Here is a 20,036-nt window from a genome sequence, read left to right on the forward strand (position 1 = left end):
CGCCGTCCCACCGGTCACTGGCCCACCGGCCTCAGGCGCAGGCCCTGCATGCCGCCGTCGACGGCGAGGGAGATGCCGGTGGTGGAACCCGAGAGCGGGCTCGCCAAGTAGGCGATGGCGCCCGCGACCTCGTCCGCGGAGACCAGCCGCCCCGCGGGCTGGCGGGCCTCCAGCGCGGCACGCTCGGCGGCCGGGTCGGCGGCCTTGGCGAGCAGGCGTCCGATCCACGGGGTGTCCGCCGTACCGGGGTTGACGCAGTTCACGCGGATGCCCTCGCGGACGTGGTCGGCGGCCATGGCGAGGGTCAGCGAGTACACCGCCCCCTTCGTCGCGCTGTACAGCGCCCGCTGCGGGAGGCCCGCGGTGGCCGCGATGGAGGAGGTGTTCACGATCGCCGCGTGCGCGGACTCGCGCAGGTGGGGCAGGGCGGCGCGGGCCACCCGGACCATGCCGACGACGTTGACGTCGAGCACGCGGTGCCATTCCTCGTCGTCGTTGTCCGCGACGGTGCCCTGGGCGCCGATGCCCGCATTGTTGACCACCACATCCAGTCCGCCGAGGTCGGCGACGGCCGCGGCGACGGCCGCGCGCACCGAGGCGTCGTCGGTGACGTCGGCGCGGTGGGCGAGCAGCGGCTTCTCCACGGAGGACGTGTCCAGGTCCAGGACGGCGACCTGCGCCCCGCGTGCGGCGAGGAGTTCCGCGGTGGCCCGGCCGATGCCGGAGGCCCCGCCGGTCACCAGCGCCTTGAGACCCTCGAAGTCGCTCATGCGGCCTGCCCCTTCTTCTGTGTGTCGTCGGCGAGGTCTTCTGCCCAGAAGGCGCCGTCGGGGAACGTGTACCGCGCGATGGACTCAGGGCGCATGGCGGCCGAGAAGCCGGGTGCGGTGGGTGCCGTGTAGTGACCGTCCCTGATCACCACGGGGTCGAGGAAGTGGCCGTGCAGATGGTCGACGTACTCGATGACCCGGTCCTCGGTGGTTCCGGTGACCGCCACGTAGTCGAACATCGACAGGTGCTGGACGAGTTCGCACAGGCCGACCCCGCCCGCGTGCGGGCAGACCGGCACGCCGAACTTCGCCGCGAGCAGCAGGATGGCGAGGTTCTCGTTGACGCCGCCGACCCGGGCCGCGTCGATCTGGACCACGTCCAGGGAGCCGGCCTGGAGGAGTTGTTTGAAGACGACCCGGTTCTGGACGTGCTCGCCTGTGGCGACCTTGACCGGGGCCACGGCCCGGCGGATCGTGGCGTGGCCGAGGACGTCGTCGGGGCTGGTCGGCTCTTCGATCCAGTACGGGTCGAACTCGGCGAGTGCCTTGGTCCAGCGGATCGCCTCGTCGACGTCCCAGCGCTGGTTGGCGTCGATGGCCATGCGGATGTCCGGGCCGACGACCCGGCGGGCGACGCGGCAGCGCCGTATGTCGTCCTCCAGGTCCGCGCCGACCTTCAGCTTGATCTGCCGGAAGCCGTCGGCGACGGCCTCGGCGGCGAGCCGGGTGAGCTTGGCGTCGTCGTAGCCGAGCCACCCGGCGGAGGTGGTGTAGGCGGGGTAGCCGCGTTCCGACAGGAGGGCTTTGCGGTCCTGGGAGCCCTGCCGCCCGCGCCGCAGGATCTCCAGTGCCTCCTCGGGAGTGAGCGCGTCCGTGAGGTACCGGAAGTCGATTTGCCGGACCAGCCACTCGGGTTCGGCGTCGGCCAGGAACTGCCACAGCGGCTTGTCGGCACGCTTGGCGGCCAGGTCCCACACGGCGTTGACGACCGCGCCGATCGCCATGTGCATCACGCCCTTCTCGGGGCCGAGCCAGCGCAGCTGGCTGTCGCCGATCAGGTCGCGGTTCAACGTCCCCGGGTCCGCGGACAGTTCGTCGACCGACCGCCCCACCACGTGCCCGCGCAGCGCCTCGATCGCGGCGACCTGGACCTCGTTGCCCCGCCCGATGGTGAAGGTGAATCCGTGCCCCTCGTGCCCGTCGGCCGCGTCGGTGCGCAGCACCACGTAGGCCGCCGAGTAGTCGGGGTCCGGGTTCATCGCGTCGGAGCCGTCGAGCTCGCGCGAGGTGGGGAAGCGGATGTCGTAGGTGTCTACCGCAGTGATGCGGGCGGGGGTCGAGGACACGGAAGACCTTTCGGTAGGTGACGGGGCGGGCGGACTCAGTCCTGCGCCCGCCCCGTCGTCACACGGGCGATCATGAGAGCAAGCAGGATGATTCCGCCGTAGATGGCGTCGATCCAGAAGGACGGCACCTGGGCCATCGTGAGCATGGTCTTGACCACGCCCAGCAGGAGTACGCCTGTCAGCGCCCCGAACATGGTGCCGCGACCGCCGTCGAGGCTGATGCCTCCGATGACAGCGGCAGCGAACACCGTGAAGATCATGTTCTCGCCCTGATTGGCGCCGATCGCGCCGACGTAGCCGGTGTACATGAGTCCACCGACCGAGGCGAGCACCCCGGCGACGATGTAGACGCCCAGCCGGACACGGTCGACGCGGATGCCTGCGGCGCGGGCCGCTTCGAGATTGCCGCCGATCGCGTACAACGACCGGCCGACACGGTGGTACTTGAGCGCCAGCCCGACAACGGCGAAGGCGGCGGCGGCGAGCCAGACCGACATGGGGATGTGCAGGAAGGTGGTGGTGGCCAGCGAGAAGAACGTATCCGGCATACCGAACAACGTCTTGCCCTTCGTGGCACCCACGAGGAGGCCACGCAAGATGATCAGCATGGCAAGCGTGACGATGAAGGCGTTGAGCTTCACCTTCACTACAAGAATGCCGTTGAAGGCGCCGATGGCCGCGCCCACGAGGGGGATGGCCAGCAGGGCAACGGGGGCGGGGAGCTCCGTGCCCCAGCCGGACTGTGCGGCCGGCAGTACCAGAAGTGCCGCCACCGCCGGCGCGATGCCGACCATCGATTCCAGTGACAGATCGAACTTGCCGGTGATGAGCACCAGCGACTCGGCGAGCACCACCATCGCCAGCGCCGCGGATGAGGCCAGGATGGAGATCAGGGTGGCCTCGGTGAAGAAGGCGTCGTTGAGTACCGCGCCGAGTACGAGCAACAGCAACAGCGCTGGAACGAGAGCGAGTTCGCGAGCTCGGCGCAGCAGCACAGCTCTCGCTGACCGCACGTTGGGCACGCTCACCGGCTTCACCGGCGGAGCCTTGGTGTCAGCCATGGTCCACTCCTTCGATGGAGGCGATCAGCTCGTGGTCGCGCCAGCCGGCCGGGTGCTCGGCGACCACGCGGCCGTGGAAGAGGACGAGGACGCGGTCGCAGCGGCGCAGGTCGTCGAGTTCGTCGGAGACGACGAGGACCGCGGTGCCGTCCTCGCGGGCGCTGTCCACGCGGGAGAGCAGGGATTCCTTGGACTTCACGTCGACACCCGCGGTGGGGTTGACGAGGACGAGCAACTTGGGGTCGGAGGCGAGGGCGCGGGCCATGACGACCTTCTGCGCGTTGCCGCCGGAGAGGTCGGAGACGGGCTGGTCGGGACCCTCTGCGTGGATGTCGAGGCGGTCGATCAGCTCGGTGGCGAAACCGCGCTTGCGTTCGGTGCCGACGAAGCCGTAGCGGCCGAGGCGGTCCAGGACGCTGAGGGTGGCGTTGTCGCCGATGGTCATGCCGAAGACCAGTCCCTGGGAGTGCCGGTCGCGCGGCACGAAGCCCACGCCGGCTTTCAGGGAGGCCTGGACATCGCCGAACGGCAGCGGCCTGCCGCCGAGTTGAGCGGTTCCGCTCGTCGGGGTGTGCAGTCCCGTGAACGACTCGGCGAGCTCGATCTTGCCGCTGCCGCTGATGCCGGCGAGGCCGACGACCTCGCCGCGGCGGACGGTGAGGTCGACGTTCTCGAAGGCTCCGGAGGTGAGGCCGCGGGCGTCGAGCAGGACGGGGGCGCCGGCCTCGACCTCCCTGATGTCCACGGCCTGTTCGGCGACGGACTCGCCGGCCATGGCCTCGACCAGGGCGGCCCGGGGCATGTCGGCCACCGGCGCCGTGGTGATCCAGCGGGCGTCCCGCAGGACCGTCACCGTCTGGCACACCTCGTACACCTCCTGGAGGTGGTGCGAGATGAACAGGAAGGTGACCCCGGAGTCCTGGAGCGCCCGCATCCGGCTGAAGAGGCGCTCGATCTCCCGCTTGTCGAGCTGCGCGGTCGGCTCGTCGAGCACGATGAAGCGGGCGCCGAAGCTCAACGCCCGTGCGATCTCCACCATTTGGCGGTCCTCGACCTTGAGGTCGGCGGTACGCGCCTGAGGGTCGACGCGGACGTCCCAGGTGTCGAGGAGCTCGGCGGCCTCCTTCTGCAGCCTGCGCCAGCTGATGAACCCCCGCCGCAGCGGCTGACGGTTGATGAACAGGTTCTCGGCGACCGTCAACTCGGGTACGACGGTGGGCTTCTGGTAGACGCAGGCGACCTTGCCGCGCCAGGCGTCCCGGTCTCCGAGCGGGGGCGCGGGCTGGCCGTCGAAGCGGACGGTGCCCTCGTCGGGGGCCTGGAGACCGGTGAGGACGGTGACGAGGGTGGACTTGCCCGCGCCGTTGCGGCCGACGAGGGCGTGGGACTCGCCGGGCACGACGGTGAGGCGGCCGTCGGCGAGGGCGGTCGTGGGACCGTACCGCTTGACGATGCCCTGGGCTTCAACGAGTGGGGTGCTCATTTGGCGGTGTTGCCCCACAGCTTGGGGTCGTCGACGTTGTCCTTGGTGACCAGGGGCGCGGGCAGCTGGTCCTCCAGGATGCCGCCGGACAGCTTGACGATCGTGGAGTCGTGGTCGGTCGGCCCGGGCTTGAAGGTCTTCCCCTCCATCGCCGCCTTGATGTAGTACATGCCGTACTTGGCGTACAGGTCCGCCGGCTGGGAGACGGTGGCGTCGATCTCGCCCTTGCGGATGGCGTCGAACTCCTGCGAGATGCCGTCGTTGGAGACGATCGTGATGTGGCCCGCCTGCCCGGCCTTCTTCAGCATCCCCTTGGACTTGAGGGTCTGCAGGGTCGGCGCGAGATAGACGCCGCCGGCCTGCATGTAGATGCCCTTGATGTCGGGGTTGGCGTTCAGAAGGGTGCCCAGCTGCGAGGCGGCCGTGTCGGACTCCCACTTGGCGGGGATCTCCAGGACCTTCAGCTTCGGGAAGTTCTTCTTCACACAGGCCCGGAAGGCCTCGGAGCGGTCGCGTCCGTTGACGGAGGCCAGGTCGCCCATGATCTGCACGACCTTGCCGGACGGGATCTGCTTGCCGAGGTACTGGCAGGCCTTCTCGCCGTACGACACGTTGTTCGCCCGTACGACCATGGCGACCTTGCCCTTGTCGGGGGCCACGTCGACCGCGACGACCGGGACGCCCTTGCGTTCGGCCTGGTCGAGACCGGCCTCGATGGCGGCGCTGTCCAATGGGGCCACCACCAGGCCCTTGACGCCCTGGTTGAGCTCGTTGTTGATGTCGGTGATCTGCTGGGAGGGGTCGCTGTTGGAGTTGACCGTCTTCAGCGTGTCCACCCCCTCGGCCTTGGCCATCTTGGGCACGTAGTCGTTGTACGACTGCCAGAACGGCGAGGTCAGCAGCGGCAGGATCACTCCCACCTTGCCGGTCCCGTCGCCGCCCTCGGTGCCGGCGCTGCCGGTGTCCTTGGTGCTGCCGCACGCGGCGAGCACGAGCGAGGCGCTCGCGGCTGCGGCCACCGCGCCGACGATCCGAAATCTGTTCCGCTTCCCCACTGTCCTGACGGGCATCTTGCGGCTCCTCATCGAGCGTGTCCGAGCGTCATCGAGCTGAGCGAGTTCGAGCGATGAACGCATACTTATCAGACCACTCGGCCCCCGCAATACCCTTCGACGGCATTTTTTCCCGGCTTTCGGCCATAGTGGTCCGACCACATCGGCGGTTAGACTGCGGCGCACCCGGTGATGTGGAGGAACGGCGTGGACCAGACAGCCCCGCAGAAGGGCACTGTGACGCAGCGCGCCATCGAGCAGATCAAGGCGATGATCGGCGGGGGCCGGCTGGAGCCGGGCCAGCGGTTGCCGACGGAGCGCGATCTGGCGGTACAGCTGGGCATCTCCCGCAGTTCCATGCGGGAGGCGATCCGCGCGCTCACGGTCCTCGGAGTACTGGAGGCACGGCACGGCTCGGGCATCTACGTCACCCAGCTGGAGGCCGGTGACCTGCTGGAGACCTTCGGGGTGGTCGCCGACCTGTCCCGGGGCCCGCAGCTGGTGGAGCTGCTGGAGGTACGCCGCATCCTCGAGTCGACGGCGACCGCGCTGGCCGCCGCCCGGATCACGGCCGACCAGCTGGCCGAGGTCGAGAAGCACCTCACTGCGATGAACGCCACCGACGACCCCGAGGTGATCCTCGCCCACGACCTGGCCTTCCACCGCGAGATCGCGGGGGCGGCCGGGAACGACACGATGGCGGCGATCCTGGAGGGGCTGTCGTCCAGGACGTTCCGCGCCCGGGTGTGGCGGGGCTACCAGGAGGAGGGCGCCTTCGAGCGGACGCGGCGCGAGCACGCGGCGATCCACCGTGCCCTGGTCGCCCACGACCCGGAGGCGGCCCGGGCGGCGGCCGCCGCGCATGTGGGCGAGGTGGAGGAGTGGCTGCGGGCGCAGCTCGGGGCATGAACGACGCGGAGACGCGGGCGGGACGGAGCGGTCACCGGGTCGCCTGCACCCGGTGACCGTCCGCCCGCTCAGAGCCGGGACCGGTACAGCCCGAACTCCTTGATGTGTACGGCACTTCGGGCCTGTGTCACCCGCAGTCGCCACCGGCTCGCGCTCACCGGAGTCGGCAGGAGCAGGATGCGGCTCGCGCCGATGGTTCCGGCCGCCGAGACCTGCGTCCAGGCGCCGTCGTGGAACGCCTCGACGACGAAACTCTCCACCTGCTGGCCGTGCCGGATGTCCTCCGCGAGACGGATCCGGTCCACCTCCTGCTCGCGGCCCAGGTCCACCGTGACGCGGTCCGGTGCCACGGTCCGGCGGGCGCCCCGTGCCAGATCGCGGGGCAGCTCGCGCTCGATCCGTTCACGGAACTCGCGCAGCCGCACGACGTCCGTGCCGTGCAGCAGGCCGTCGGTGTCCGGTGGGACATTGAGGAGCAGTACCGCGTTGCGGCCCACCGAGCCGAAGAAGATCTCGGTCAGGTAGTCCACGGACTTGGGCTGTTGGTCGGGGTGGTAGAACCAGCCGTCCCGGATGGAGACGTCGCACTCGGCGGGCCACCACTGGAGGTAGTCCGTCGCCGGCTGCGCCTTCACCAGTGCGGCACGGCCGCCCTCGTCGGGGGTGTCGTAGGACAGGGCCCAGTCGGTGCGGCCGTACTGGTTCTCCTTGACCGGGATGACGCTCCACTCGTCCTCGCGCGCGATGCCGCTCTCGTTTCCGACCCAGCGCAGGTCGGGTCCTGTGACGGCGATCGCCGCGTCGGGGGCGAGGGACCGCACCAGGGTGTACCAGCTGTCCCAGTCGTAGCTCTCCACCTTGTCGGGCGGGATGTGTCCCTGGGCGCCGTCGAACCACACCTCGTCGACGGGCCCGTACTCGGTGAGCACCTCGTACAGGGTGTTGAGCATGTGGGCACCGTAGTCGGTGGCGGGGAGGGTGTGGAAGCGGTCCGGCGTACGGTCGTCGTCCGGCACGAGGGTCGGGATCGTGCGCGGGTAGCGGGCGCTGCCGTTGGCGTACACGCCGTGCAGGTACTGGTTCTCGTCGGCGGGCGAGAGGTAGACGCCGACCTTGAGGCCGTAGCGTCGCATCGAGTCGGCGAACGAGCGCAGTACGTCCCCCCGGCCGTCCCGCCAACTGCTGGACGCCACCGTGTGGTCGGTGTAGCGGGAGGGGTACAGGACGAAGCCGTCGTGGTGCTTGACGGTGAGGATGGCGAGCTTGAAACCGCCGTCCTTCAGGGCGGCCGCCCACTGGTCCGTGTCGAGGCCGACGGGCTGGAAGACGTCCGGGTCCTCGTCGCCGGTGCCCCACTCCAGGCCGGTGAAGGTGTTCACGCCGAAGTGCAGGAAGGCGGTGCGTTCCAGGTCCTGCCAGGCGATCTGCCGTGCGGTGGGCCGGACTTGGGAGGCCTTGCGGACGAGGTCGGCCTCGGTGTCGTCCGCCGAGACGGGGATGCGGTAGAAGCGGTCGCCGGGGGAAGCCGCGGCCAGGGTGGGGACGCCGGTCACGGCGAGTGCGGTGGCGGCGGTGACGAAGAGGCGTCTGGAGACGGTCATGGGATGGGACTCCTCAGCTCAAGTGCCAGACTGCGGGGGTGCGTTGGTCGGCCGGGTACTGCACGATCCGGCCGTCGTCCGTGACGGTGAGCGCCATCTGTGTGATCGCGTCGACGAGCCGGTAGCCTCCCGCCGTGGGATCCAACTCCCAGCGCTGCAAGGTGTTCGTGGCGTCGCAGGTGTCCCAGGTCGCCTCGACGCCGGGCTGCAGCGGCACGTTGAGGGTGAGCTTGCCGCCGCTGATCGCGAGGCAGCCGGCCGCCGACCGGAGGGTTACATAGCCGTCCGCCGTGCGCTGCACCGAGGCCGTGAAGGACCGCCCGAAGGTGTAAGTCCCGTCCGCCACCGGCACCTTGGTCAGGTCCCGCCATCCGGGCGCGTGTCCGACGGCCGTGCCGCGCGCCACGAACTCCGGGTAGGTCGCGTCGGGATGCGGATCGCCCCATGTGGCCTGGGCGACGTGCCGCAGCGCGGGCCACAGCCGGACGGCGACCTCGTTCTCGGTCTCACCGCGCCCGTTGTCCGGCCACAGGCTGATCTTCGCCCCGGTCACGCCGTGCGCGGACGAAAGTTTCTCGCCCTCGAAGCTGCGCGGGTCCCAGCTCTGGTCGTACAGCGATGCGGTGTCGCTGTGGAAGCCCCCGCGGATGAGGTACAGCGAGTAGGAGGAGTTCATCACCGAGTAGCCCTGCGCGATGAGCCGGCTCGGCTTCACCGCTACGTCCAGCCAGTGTTCGACGGTGGTGTCGGTCCTCACCGGGACGGTGTTGGCGCCGGTCAGTCCGTCGTTCCAGATCCGCAGCCTGACGCCCTTGCCCGCCGCGTAGTCGTGGACCCGGTTGACGAAGTCGACGAAGGCGTCCTGCGGGGTGGCGCCCGAACCGTATTTCTCCTGGGCGTACTTGAGGATCTGCGGGTACTTCGCGAAGTCGGAGCCGAGCATGTACTCGTCGGCGCCCATGTGCCAGGACTTCGCGGTGAAGACCTGCGCGTACTCGTCCATCAGGCTCGTGTAGTAGTCGAAGGCGGCCTGCTGGGTGATGTCGAGCCGGGAGGGCTGCTTGGCGCCGTCGGAGTCGGTGAGCTGGAGGTCGGGGCGGTTCTCGATCCACGGGTCGATGTGTCCCGGGGAGTTGATCTCGGGGATGATCTCGACGTGGTACCTGTCGCCGAGCGCGACGAGCTGCCGTATCTCGGCCTTGGTGTAGTAGCCCCAGGTGTTCGCCTCGGGGTGGGCGTCGCTCTTGACCTTCAGTTCCACGAGCAGCTGGTTGAGCTTGTTGTAGGACATCTCGCGGACGAGGTTCTCCAGCCAGGGCAGCGAGACGTGGATGTAGCAGGCGCACACGCCGACGCCCCGCTCCTTGTAGCGCGGCACGTCGACGGTATGTCCGGCGGGGATCCGGTCGCCCTGGGCGAGGAGCTGGAGGAGGGTCCGGGTGCCGTAAAAGGCGCCGGCCTCGGTGGCTCCGGTGATCGACAGGTTTCTGCCGGCGCGGAGTTCGTAGCCCTCGGCGCCGAGGGAGGCGCGGGACGGCTTGACGTTGATAACGATGTCACCGGCCCGGGCTCCGCTCCGGACGACGGGGACCGTGCCGTGCCCGGCCGCCCGCAGATCACCGGTCAGCGTCTCGGCGACCCGGCGTTCGGCCGGTGCGTCCGCGACGAGCCGGGCCCCGGGACGGTAGGCATAGCTGCCCGGCTCAGCGGTCCACTGCGTCAGGGCGGGCACCGTGACCTGCGGGCGCTGCGCCGCCGCCTCACGCGCGACCGCCGGAACCGGCGCCAGGAGCAGCGTCAGCAACGCCACGACGGCGGCGAATCTCAGCCGTTTCCTCATGAGCGACTCCCCTATTCATCGGAGGCCTGATAATTGAGCCGAGCTCTGGACCTGTCAACGGGGCCAGTTGCAGCCAGAGTTGCCTCATTGATCGGATGACCTGCTCGTCAGCCACGATCGCTCGACCGTGCGGCCGCGAAAAGTCCAAGAGGACCGGTCCGAATGTCCAAGCGCGTGCGCTCTCGACGGCACGGCCGCCTCCGGGCAGAGTTCTCCCTACGTACTCGCGAGTAGCACCGAGGAGCGCACGTGACCAACTGGGTCGGCCGCACCGCCGCCGAGATCGCCGCCGCCGTCCGTGAGAAGCGGGCCACCCCGCGGGAGGTGGTGGCCGAGCACCTCGCCCGGATCGAGCGGCTGGACGGACGGATCGGGGCGTTCCGGCTGGTGCGGGCGGAGGCGGCGCTGGCCGAGGCCGACGAGGTGGGATCCCGGGGCGACCTGGGCGAACTCCCGTTGGCCGGGGTGCCCGTGGCCGTCAAGGACAACCTCGCCGTGCGCGGCGAGAGCAACCGCGTCGGCACCGCCGCGACCCCGGACACCCCCGCCGACGCCGACCATGTCGTCGTGGCCCGGCTGCGGGCCGCCGGTGCGGTGGTCGTGGGCCTGACGAACGTGCCCGAGCTGTGCGTCTTCGGCACCACGGAGGGGGTCCACGGCACCGCCCGCAACCCGTGGGACACCTCGCGCACCGCGGGCGGATCGTCGGGCGGCAGCGCGGCCGCGGTCGCCGCGGGACTGGTCCCGGTCGCCCTCGGCAACGACGGCATGGGCTCGCTGCGCATCCCGGCGGCCAACTGCGGCCTCGTCACCCTCAAGGCGGGGTCGGGCGTGGTCCCGGCCGGCATCAGCGACGGCGACTGGTTCGGCATGTCCGAAAACGGCCCGCTCGCGACCACGGTCGAGGACACCCGGCTGCTGCTTTCGGTCATCGCCGACACCGAGTTCGCACGCCGGGACGCGCCCGCCACGCTCGACGTCGCCGTGTCCCTGCGCAGCCCGCTCGCCGGGGTCACGATCAGCGCCCCGTACGCGAACGCGGTCCGGGAAGCGGCCGGACTGCTGATCAAGGCGGGACATCAGGTGCGGCGCGCCGACCCGCCCTACCCGCTGTCGCTGGGCGTCACCTCGCTCGCCACCTGGACGGCGGGCACCTCGGTGGACGCGGCAGGACTGGACCCACGGCTGCTGGCGCGGCGCACCCGGGTGCACGCGGCGATCGGCCGGCGCTTCGTCAAGGGAGTGCGCAAGGGTACGGCCAGGCAGGCACTGCGCGAGCGCCTGGAGCCGTTCTTCGCCGAGCACGACGTCCTGCTGCTCCCGGCGCTGGCCCGCCGCTCCCCCGAGGCCGGGCCCTGGCACGAGCGGGGCTGGCTGCGCAACGTCCTGGCGAACACCAACTACTCGCCGCTCACGCCTCCGTGGAACCTCACCGGCTGGCCGGCCATGTCGGTCCCGCTCGGCACCCTGCCCTCGGGCGCCCCCACCGCCGTACAACTGGTGGCACGGCCGGGGTCGGAGTCACTGCTCCTGGAGGTGGCGGAGGAACTGGAGCGGCGGCAGCCCTGGCGGCGGACGGCGCCGCTCGACTGAACTCCGGGCGCTAGAGGGCCTTGTACATGATGTGCAGGCCGACGCGTCCGTGCCGGGGGTGCTCGAAGGCCTCCGGCACGGTGCCGAGAACCGTGTAACCGAGCGCGGTCCACAGCTTCACCGCCGGGTTGGTCTCGACGACGGCGTTGAACACCATCGCCCGGTAGCCCTGCGCCGTGGCGGCGGCCAGGACGTGCTCGGCGAGTGCGCGGCCGAAGCCGCGGCCGCCCTGGTCGGGGTCGACCATGAAGCCCGCGTTGGCGACGGCGGCGCCGGGGCCGCCGTAGTTGGGGGTGAGATAGGCCGAGGCGACGAGCGCGCCGGTCTCGTCCTCGACGACGTACACACGCTTGGCCGGGCTCATCCACAGGGCACGCGCGGCTTCTTCGGTGGTGTCCGGGTCCCAGGTGTAGGTCTCCCCGGCGGCCACGATCCGGTGCCACAAGGGCCAGATGCGCGGCCAGTCGTCGGCGACGGCTTCTCTGATCGGCATGGGCGCGAGTCTCGCACGCCCATGCCGTCGGCGATCGCGAAGGTCCTGCGGTCAGTCCACGCTGGGCAGGATGTGGGGCTCGGCGAGGTCGTCCTCGTAGCCCGCGAGACGGATGGGGGCGGAGCGCGCCCACACGTCGAGACTGCCGATGTCCCCGGGCCGTCGGCCCGCACGCTCCGGGCGTTCCTTGGGGCGTTGATCGCGATTCGTCTTCTCCGGTGTCACCGCGCACTCCTTATGTGTCGGGCTCACCCTCGGGACGCCATCTCTCCGGTGCTACGGCCGGGTGCCAGGGCGTCCGCTCGGGTCTTGTGTCGAGATCGGGTTCGGACGCGGTGGCGCCGGTAACTCAGGTGAGAGAAGGCCGTGGTGACCGGCTTGTCCCGGGACGGACTGTGGGTGTGGGTAGGACCCCGTACTGCCGTCCGTCCGCTACAGATTAACCAAATGAGCAGGGGTGCGCTCGATAGGGGCCGAAAACATGGTGTAACCATTACGAGTCGACCGTGCTCTTCGGCCATTTTCCGGTGGATTTCGCCCGGGTGCAGGTGATTTGGGGTTCACCCGCACGGCCTACACCGTCGCTCGGCCCTTCGACCGGCCGGGGGCACGCAGTTCAGGTCCCGTTGGCCGAATCGCAAGCCGCCCATGATCTGCTGGCGTGCGGCAACGGCTGGACCGGCGGAAGGTCTGACGTATGGAGCTGCGCAGCGTCGAAGAGCTGATGGATCTGCTGTACGCCTGTCGGCACCAACACGCGCTGCGGACCGCCGCACTGCTGCGCCGAGGACGCCCCGCCGACAAGGAGCTCCAGGTCGCGGGGCTCGTGCAGGGCATCGGGCACCTGCTGTGCCCGGACGACGAGGCGCTGCGGGCCGGCCGGACCGCCGAGGCCGTACGACCGCTGCTCGGCGAGCGGGTCCACCTGCTGGTGCGCCACCACGGCCCCACGACCGACGACGACCTGCTGCGCCTGCGCCAGGCCGCCGAGGAGAGCCGGACCACCGTGTTCGACGCGGGTGTCCTGGAGGACTGGCGCGGAGTGCTGGAGCTGGTCGCGGCGCACAACTCCCGTCTGGAGTCTGTCGACTGACGGTCCGTCATGAGACGGTACGGCGATGACGTCGTCGTACGGACTGGGCGGCAGAGCCGCGGTCGTCACCGGTGCCACCCGCGGGATCGGTCTGGCCGTCGCCCGCCAACTGGCCGACGCCGGGGCGCTGGTGTGCGTGACGGCCCGGGACGCGGCGGACGTCCGTCGCACCGCCGCCGAGCTGGGCGGCATCGGCCTGGCGGGCGATGTCGCGGACCCGGAGCATGTGCGGGCGCTCGTGGAACTCGCCCTGCGTGAGTTCGGTCGGATCGACGTCCTCGTCAACAACGCGGCGACGAACCAGCCGTACGGCCCCCTGATGGACGTCGATCCGGACGCGTGGCGGGACGCGTTCACCGTCAACGTGGAGGCGGCACTGCGGCTCGTGCAGGGCGTGTGGCGCGGCTGGATGCGGGAGCACGGCGGGGCGGTGGTCAACGTCTGCACGGAGGGCGCCGGGCACGTCGGACCGCGCGTCGGGGCGTACGGCACGAGCAAGGCGGCCCTGCTGCATCTCACGCAGCAGCTCGCGGGCGAGCTGGCGCCGGGGGTGCGGGTCAATTCCGTCTCCCCCGGGCTCGTCCGCACGGAGATGGCGCGGTTCGTGTGGGAGAAGGGTCCCGTCGAGCTGCCGCTGGGGCGGATCGGCGAGCCCGAGGACATCGCGCGGGCCGTGGTGTGGCTCGCGTCCGACGCCGCCGAGTGGATCACCGGGGCGGATCTGCTGGTGGACGGGGGCACGCGGGTACGGGCGGCGCAGCCTGGCGGGTACGCCGTTCATGACCGGCTGCGGTCCGGCGCGCCGCCGCACTCATGACCGCGTCACGGGAACAGGGCAATGCCCATGAGGACGATCACGCCCACGAAGACGACGAGCGCGATCATGCCCCAGCTCCAGGGGTGCCTGATCGGGTCGGAGGCACCGCCGCGGGGACGGTCCTCCGGGAGATCGTGCCGGACCGGACGGTCGCTCGCGTAGAACTCCTCGTCGGTCGGGTAGTGGTTACGCGGATCGTTGAAGGCGCGCGGATCGATGCTGTGTGGACGTGCCATGACAACTCCTGGCGCGGGGGACTCTCCGGGCTCCGGGTTCCCCTCCGACGGCGGCCCACACGCACGCCCGCGGCTCACCACTTGCCGGGCGCGTAGTCCTTCAGGAAGACCCCGTACACGTCCTCGCCGACCTCGCCGCGCACGATCGGGTCGTAGACCCTCGCGGCGCCGTCGACCAGGTCGAGGGGGGCGTGGAAGCCCTCCTCGGCGAGGCGGAGCTTGTCGTAGTGGGGGCGTTCGTCGGTGATCCAGCCGGTGTCGACCGAGGTCATGAGGATGCCGTCGCTCTGGAACATCTCCTGGGCGCTGGTCCGGGTGACCATGTTCATCGCGGCCTTGGCGGCGTTGGTGTTGGGGTGGCCGGCACCCTTGTAACCGCGGCCGAAGACACCTTCCATCGCCGAGACGTTCACGACGTAGGCGCGTCCGCTCTTCGCCTTCTTCGCCGCGTCGGCCATGGCCGGGCGCAGTGCGCTGATCAGGATGAAGGGCGCCGTGTAGTTGCACAGCTGGGTCTCGAGGAGCTCCACCGGGGAGATCTGCTCGATGGTCTGCACCCAGGTGTTGCTGTCGACGACGTCGGGGACGAGGCCGCCCGCGTCGATGGCGGTGCCGTCGAGGTGCCGGGCGACGCTGGCGTTGCCCGCGACCAGGGCGAGGTCGGCGACCTGCTGGGCGTCGAGGCCGGAGATCCCGGCGGGCAGGGAGGCGAGTCCGTCGACCGCGCCCGAGCCGAAGGCACCGATGACGTGGTGCGCGGGGAGCTCACCGGCGGGCAGCGGGGCGCTCTCGCCGTCGACCAGGGCGGCGTAGGCGGAGGGCAGTCGGCGTACGGTCTGGGTCGCGTTGTTGACGAGTATGTCGAGCGGCCCCGCCTCGGCGACCTGCTCGGCGAGGGCCACGGCCTGCGCCGGGTCGCGCAGGTCGATGCCGACGACCTCCAGGCGGTGCAGCCAGTCCCCGGAGTCGTCCATGGCCTTGAAGCGGCGGATGGCGTCCTTCGGGAAGCGGGTGGTGATCGTGGTGTGGGCGCCGTCGCGCAGCAGCCTCAGCGCGATGTACATACCGATCTTGGCGCGGCCGCCGGTGAGCAGGGCCCGCTTGCCGGTGAGGTCGGCGCGGACGTCGCGCTTGGCGCGGTTCAGGGCGGCGCAGTCCGGACAGAGCTGGTGGTAGAAGTAGTCGACCTCGACGTACCGGGTCTTGCAGGTGTAGCAGGAGCGCGGGCGCTGGAGTATCCCCGCGACCCGGCCCGCCTCGGTGACCGACGACGGCAGGATGCCCTCGGTCTCGTCGTCGATGCGCTGGGCGGAGCCGGTCGCGGTGGCCTCCGTGACCGCCTTGTCGTGCGCGGTCTTGGCGGCCCGGCGGTCCTGGCGGCGGCGCTGCTTGACGGTGCGGTAGACGCCCGCGGTGGCCCGGCGCACGGCGATCGCGTCGGGATGGTCGACATCCAGTTTGTCGAGCTCCTCCAGCACGCCGAGGCAGACGGCCAGTCGCTCCGGGTCGATGCCGGGGCCGTGCACGACCTCGTCACCGTGCTCGGGCGCGGCCTCGTCCGTGATCGTCGCCGAGCCGTCGTCTGTCACCGTCATCGCGCTGCCGTTTCCCTGGTCACCCGCGCGGCGCTCTCGCCGCGTCCGCCTGTCGAACGGGAAATTTTACTTCAGCGCGGGACCTCGCCCGCACACGCGGAACGATCAAGAACCGCAGGCGGTCAGCAGTTCCTTCACCTCCTCGCTCAGCGCCCGGGCGAACCGGTCCAGGTCGGGCACGGCCTCGGCGTCGGCGACCAGGCCGTAGTGGACCTGTCCGCGGTACGTCGAGATGGCGACCGCGAGGGACTGGCCGCGGGCGAGCGGGGCGAAGGGGTAGACCTCCGTGACCGGGTTCCCGCCGAGCTTCAGTCCGATGCCGGGCAGCGGCACGCTGGTGACGAGGATGTCGAACCAGAGCCGGGCGCCCTGGCCGGCCAGCGGTCCGCCGAGGCGGTGACCGAGAGCCGGGACGTGGTCGGCGAGCAGGGCGACCGCGCCCGCGCCCCGGTTGGGGCCCGCGTCCTTGTTGCGGTCCATGGCCGTACGGACCGCGTCGAGGCGGGCCAGCGGGTCGGCGTCGAAGACCGGAAGCCGCATCAGGTAGCCGGAGAGCCGGTTGCCCTGGGGGTGCGCGGTACGCGGACGGCGCTTGGAGACGGGGATCAGGGCGCGGGGCGCGACGCCCGCGCTGCCGTCGCCGCGCTCGTCGAGCCAGCTGCGCAGGGCGCCCGCGACGACCGCGATCAGGACGTCGTTGACGGTGCCGCCCCGGGCCTTGCGGACGCGGTGCACGTCGTCGAGGTCGACGACGACTCCGGCGGTACGGCGGGTGCCGCTGGACTCGGCGGTGAGCGCGGCCGAGGAGCACACGCCCACGGAGGACAGGGCGACGGAGGCGCCGATGTCGAGGGCGCGGCCCAGGTCGGAGACGGCGCCCCGGAGCAGGTCGGGCAGCTTGCGCACGTCCGGCAGCAGGGCCTTGGGCGGCTCCTCGGGGCGCGGCCGGCGTGCGGGCAGGTCCATCGGGTCCAGGACGGCGGCGGCGAGCGTCAGCGCCCGCAGTCCGTCGGCCAGGGCGTGGTGGAACTTGAAGAGCACGGCGAAGGAGGTGCCGTCCTCGCCGGGCAGCACATGCGCCTCCCACGGCGGCCGTTCGCGGTCGAGGGGCCGCTGCATGAGCCGGCCTGCCTCGGTGTGGAAGTCCGCGGTCGGGGCGTGCAGCAGCACGTGTCGGAGCGGGTCGAAGCCGGGGTCGGACACCCGGGCGGCTCCCCCGAAGGCGTACGGGAAGCCCAGCGGCCACACGTCCTGGATCCGCATCCTGAGCCCCGGCACGGCGGCGGCGCGGCCCGCGAGCAGGTCGGCGGCGTGGGCGCCGGCGGTGGGCGAGTGCGCAGCGAAGACGCCGAGTGCTCCCAGGTGCATCGGGTGCTCGGCGGATTCCATGTTCCAGAAAGCCAGGTCGAGAGGTGCCAGCAGGTCAGAAGTCAATGGCTTGCCTCGCGTCGACGGAGGGTGAGCAAGCCAGTCAACAGCGCCCCGGCGATTACGGTCAAGTACGATCAAGCTACACACAGTTAACGTCAGGTTAAGTCCCGCCCCATCCGAAAGAGGCGGGACTCATGGTGCGTATGTGATCACGCGTCGGTCGTCACCCGGCCCGTGGAGTCGACGGTGAACGTCCCGGAGCCGGGCCGGCACATGCTGCGGCGGCCCCGGCGGTCACCGGGGCCGCCGACGGACGGCTACGACACCAGCTGGCCCTTCCCGAGGGCGATCACGCCGCCCTTGGAGACCGTGTACAGCTCCGCGTCCCGCTCCGGGTTCACACCGATCGTCGCGCCCGGCGGGACCTCCACGTTCTTGTCGAGTACGGCTCCGCGGACCACCGCGCCCCGCCCGATCTTGACGTTGTCGTGCAGCACCGAGCCCTGAACCACCGCCCCCGGGTCGACCAGGACGCCGGGCGACAGCACCGAGCGCGTGACCTGGCCGCGGATGAGGCAGCCCGCGCTGATGATGGACTCGCTGGCGATGCCTCCGGAGTTGAAACGCGCCGGGGAGAGCTGGCCGGAGTGGGTGTAGACGGGCCACTGCCGGTTGTACAGGTTGAAGGCGGGGCGCTCGGCGATCAGGTCCATGTGGGCGTCGTAGTAGGCGTCCAGGGTGCCCACGTCCCGCCAGTAGCCGCGGTCGCGGCTGGTCTCGCCGGGGACGTGGTTGGCGCTGAAGTCGTAGAGCTGGGCCTCGCCGCGCTCGGTGAGCTGCGGGAGGATCGAACCCCCCATGTCGTGGATGGAGTCCGGCTCCTCGGAGTCCCTCTGGAGCGCCTCGATCAGGGCCTTGGTGGTGAAGATGTAGTTGCCCATCGAGGCGAACACGCTCTCCGGGTCGTCCGCGAGGCCCGGCGGGTCGGCGGGCTTCTCCAGGAAGCCCTCCACCGTGAGACCGTCCGAGCCCGGGGAGATCACCCCGAACGACGGGGACTCGGAGCGCGGGACACGGATCCCGGCCACGGTGACACCCGCGCCGGACTCGATGTGCTGCGCCAGCATCTGGCGCGGGTCCATGCGGTACACATGGTCGGCGCCGAACACCGCGACGTACTCCGGGCGCTCGTCGTAGATCAGGTTCAGGGACTGCAGGATCGCGTCCGCGCTGCCCAGGTACCAGCGCGGACCGAGGCGCTGCTGGGCGGGCACCGGGGTGATGTAGTTGCCGAGCAGGCTGGACATCCGCCAGGTGGTGGTGATGTGCCGGTCCAGCGAGTGCGACTTGTACTGCGTGAGGACGCAGATACGCATGATGTCGCCGTTGACGAGGTTGGAGAGGACGAAGTCGACCAGTCGATACGTTCCTCCGAAAGTGACCGCCGGTTTGGCGCGGTCCGTGGTCAGCGGCATCAGCCGTTTGCCTTCTCCGCCCGCCAGTACGATGCCGAGCACCGAAGGTCCGCCACGACGCATGGCCGCTCCCCTCAACCTGGTTTCACCCATCACTGCCCTCACGAGGGGCCTAGTACGCCTGTTTGACGATCTCCTCGTAGAGCCCGGCCGTGCGCCGCGCGACGGCGTCCCAGCCGAACTCGCCCACCGCTCGCTCCCGTCCCGCCTCACCCATCCGCCGTGCCGTCTCCGGATCGCCGATCACGGAGTCGAGTGCCCGCGTGAGGGCGGTCTCGAACCCGTCGTCGAGGGGTACGAGCAGCCCGGTCCTGCCGTGGTCCACGACCTCGGGGATTCCGCCGACCCGGGAGGCGACCACGGGAGTGCCGCAGGCCATCGCCTCCAGGTTGACGATGCCGAGGGGTTCGTACACCGAGGGGCAGACGAACACGGCCGCGTGGGTGAGCAGCTGGATGACCTCGGGGCGGGGCAGCATCTGCGGGATCCAGTGCACGCCCTCACGGACCCGGCTCAGCTCCTCGAAGAGCTCCCGGAACTCCCGGTCGATCTCGGGGGTGTCCGGGGCGCCCGCGCACAGCACGACCTGCGCTGCCGGGTCGATGTCCCGTACCGCGCGCATCAGGTGCGGCACGCCCTTCTGCCGGGTGATACGGCCGACGAACAGCACGAACGGACGATCCCGGTCCAGACCGATGCGGTCCAGTACGTCGGTGCCGTGGTCGGGACGGTAGAGGGCGGTGTCGATGCCGTTGTGCACGATGTGGACCTTGGCCGGATCCAGCGCCGGGTAGCAGCCGAGGATGTCCTCGCGCATCGCTCCGGAGACGGCGATCACCGCGTCGGCGGACTCGATCGCGGTGCGCTCGGCCCAGCTCGACAGCGCGTATCCGCCGCCGAGCTGTTCGGCCTTCCAGGGGCGCAGGGGCTCCAGGGAGTGGGCGGTCATCACGTGCGGGATGCCGTGCAGGAGCTTGCCGAGGTGGCCGGCGAGGTTGGCGTACCAGGTGTGGGAGTGGACCAGCTCGCGGTCTTCGAGGCCCGCGGCCATGGAGAGGTCCACGGAGAAGGTGCGCAGCGCGTCGTTGGCGGTGTCGAGCGCCGGCCAGGGCCGGTGCCGGATGACGCCGGCTGCCCTCTCCTTCACGGAGACCTCGCCCCAGCAGTGCACCTCCAGATCGACGAGGGCTCTCAACTCCCGGGCGAGGAACTCGACATGGACACCCGCGCCGCCGTACACGTCCGGCGGGTACTCCCGGGTCAGCAGGCCCACACGCACCCGGAACCCCCTTCTCAGAGCT

Annotated in this window: 18 protein-coding genes; 4 read left to right on the forward strand and 14 right to left on the reverse strand. The window is 70.6% G+C overall.

Features of this window, described 5'->3' with window-relative positions:
• Positions 1 to 14 precede the first annotated feature (14 nt).
• From ACZ48Z_RS10470 to ACZ48Z_RS10490, 5 genes are read right to left on the reverse strand one after another with little or no spacing between them, the layout of a single operon-like run.
• Positions 15 to 770: an SDR family NAD(P)-dependent oxidoreductase gene (locus ACZ48Z_RS10470; protein ID WP_468735413.1), complete on the reverse strand. Its 756-nt coding sequence runs from the start codon at positions 768 to 770 to the stop codon at positions 15 to 17.
• A complete protein-coding gene (locus tag ACZ48Z_RS10475) occupies positions 767 to 2,116 on the reverse strand; it encodes an L-fuconate dehydratase (protein WP_468735414.1) in 1,350 nt (449 codons plus the stop codon). Before ACZ48Z_RS10475 ends, ACZ48Z_RS10470 begins: the two co-directional genes overlap by 4 nt.
• A 35-nt stretch (positions 2,117 to 2,151) precedes the next feature.
• Positions 2,152 to 3,177: an ABC transporter permease gene (locus ACZ48Z_RS10480; RefSeq protein WP_468735415.1), complete on the reverse strand. Its 1,026-nt coding sequence runs from the start codon at positions 3,175 to 3,177 to the stop codon at positions 2,152 to 2,154.
• On the reverse strand, positions 3,170 to 4,660 hold the full coding sequence (locus tag ACZ48Z_RS10485; RefSeq protein ID WP_468735416.1) for a sugar ABC transporter ATP-binding protein: 1,491 nt from the start codon (positions 4,658 to 4,660) through the stop codon (positions 3,170 to 3,172). The genes ACZ48Z_RS10480 and ACZ48Z_RS10485 overlap by 8 nt, the downstream gene beginning before the upstream one ends.
• Positions 4,657 to 5,730, reverse strand: coding sequence for a sugar ABC transporter substrate-binding protein (locus ACZ48Z_RS10490; protein WP_468735417.1), 1,074 nt, complete (start codon positions 5,728 to 5,730; stop codon positions 4,657 to 4,659). Before ACZ48Z_RS10490 ends, ACZ48Z_RS10485 begins: the two co-directional genes overlap by 4 nt.
• A gap of 189 nt (positions 5,731 to 5,919) precedes the next feature.
• On the opposite strand from ACZ48Z_RS10490, the gene ACZ48Z_RS10495 reads away from it, so the two are divergent.
• The gene (locus ACZ48Z_RS10495; RefSeq protein ID WP_468735418.1) at positions 5,920 to 6,621 is read left to right on the forward strand and encodes a FadR/GntR family transcriptional regulator; all 702 of its coding nucleotides are present in this window, start codon (positions 5,920 to 5,922) and stop codon (positions 6,619 to 6,621) included.
• Between the two features lie 68 nt (positions 6,622 to 6,689).
• Here the strand turns inward: ACZ48Z_RS10495 and ACZ48Z_RS10500 are convergent, their stop codons facing one another.
• A complete protein-coding gene (locus ACZ48Z_RS10500; RefSeq protein ID WP_468735419.1) occupies positions 6,690 to 8,222 on the reverse strand; it encodes an alpha-L-fucosidase in 1,533 nt (510 codons plus the stop codon).
• Positions 8,223 to 8,235: 13 nt separating this feature from the next.
• The gene (locus tag ACZ48Z_RS10505) at positions 8,236 to 10,062 is read right to left on the reverse strand and encodes a family 20 glycosylhydrolase (RefSeq protein ID WP_468735420.1); all 1,827 of its coding nucleotides are present in this window, start codon (positions 10,060 to 10,062) and stop codon (positions 8,236 to 8,238) included.
• Positions 10,063 to 10,311: 249 nt separating this feature from the next.
• On the opposite strand from ACZ48Z_RS10505, the gene ACZ48Z_RS10510 reads away from it, so the two are divergent.
• The gene (locus tag ACZ48Z_RS10510) at positions 10,312 to 11,655 is read left to right on the forward strand and encodes an amidase (protein ID WP_468735421.1); all 1,344 of its coding nucleotides are present in this window, start codon (positions 10,312 to 10,314) and stop codon (positions 11,653 to 11,655) included.
• 10 nt (positions 11,656 to 11,665) lie between these two features.
• On the opposite strand, the gene ACZ48Z_RS10515 is transcribed toward ACZ48Z_RS10510, so the two are convergent.
• Positions 11,666 to 12,148, reverse strand: coding sequence for a GNAT family N-acetyltransferase (locus tag ACZ48Z_RS10515; protein ID WP_468735422.1), 483 nt, complete (start codon positions 12,146 to 12,148; stop codon positions 11,666 to 11,668).
• Between the two features lie 51 nt (positions 12,149 to 12,199).
• Complete coding sequence (locus ACZ48Z_RS10520) at positions 12,200 to 12,373, reverse strand: hypothetical protein (RefSeq protein ID WP_468735423.1); 174 nt, start codon at positions 12,371 to 12,373, stop codon at positions 12,200 to 12,202.
• A gap of 472 nt (positions 12,374 to 12,845) precedes the next feature.
• Here ACZ48Z_RS10520 and ACZ48Z_RS10525 point away from each other — a divergent pair, with 472 nt between their 5' ends.
• Positions 12,846 to 13,241 carry a hypothetical protein gene (locus ACZ48Z_RS10525; protein WP_468735424.1) on the forward strand — a complete coding sequence of 132 codons (396 nt, stop codon included), beginning with the start codon at positions 12,846 to 12,848 and terminating at the stop codon, positions 13,239 to 13,241.
• 25 nt (positions 13,242 to 13,266) lie between these two features.
• Positions 13,267 to 14,058 (forward strand): SDR family oxidoreductase, encoded by a 792-nt coding sequence (locus ACZ48Z_RS10530; protein ID WP_468735425.1) that lies wholly within the window; start codon positions 13,267 to 13,269, stop codon positions 14,056 to 14,058.
• 5 nt (positions 14,059 to 14,063) lie between these two features.
• Here ACZ48Z_RS10530 and ACZ48Z_RS10535 read toward each other — a convergent pair whose 3' ends face one another.
• The 5 genes from ACZ48Z_RS10535 to glgA form a co-directional block, all read right to left on the reverse strand.
• Positions 14,064 to 14,294 (reverse strand): hypothetical protein, encoded by a 231-nt coding sequence (locus tag ACZ48Z_RS10535; protein WP_468735426.1) that lies wholly within the window; start codon positions 14,292 to 14,294, stop codon positions 14,064 to 14,066.
• Between the two features lie 74 nt (positions 14,295 to 14,368).
• Entirely contained in the window at positions 14,369 to 15,889 is a 1,521-nt protein-coding gene (locus ACZ48Z_RS10540; RefSeq protein WP_468735427.1) for an SDR family NAD(P)-dependent oxidoreductase, read from the reverse strand.
• Positions 15,890 to 15,994: 105 nt separating this feature from the next.
• On the reverse strand, positions 15,995 to 17,323 hold the full coding sequence (locus ACZ48Z_RS10545) for a wax ester/triacylglycerol synthase family O-acyltransferase (protein WP_468735428.1): 1,329 nt from the start codon (positions 17,321 to 17,323) through the stop codon (positions 15,995 to 15,997).
• A 254-nt stretch (positions 17,324 to 17,577) separates the two neighbouring features.
• Positions 17,578 to 18,798, reverse strand: a complete 1,221-nt coding sequence (gene glgC, locus ACZ48Z_RS10550) for a glucose-1-phosphate adenylyltransferase (protein ID WP_468735429.1) — start codon at positions 18,796 to 18,798, stop codon at positions 17,578 to 17,580.
• Between the two features lie 49 nt (positions 18,799 to 18,847).
• On the reverse strand, positions 18,848 to 20,014 hold the full coding sequence (glgA, locus tag ACZ48Z_RS10555) for a glycogen synthase (protein WP_468735430.1): 1,167 nt from the start codon (positions 20,012 to 20,014) through the stop codon (positions 18,848 to 18,850).
• Positions 20,015 to 20,036 lie beyond the last annotated feature (22 nt).

Source organism: Streptomyces sp. NPDC031225, assembly GCF_055570355.1.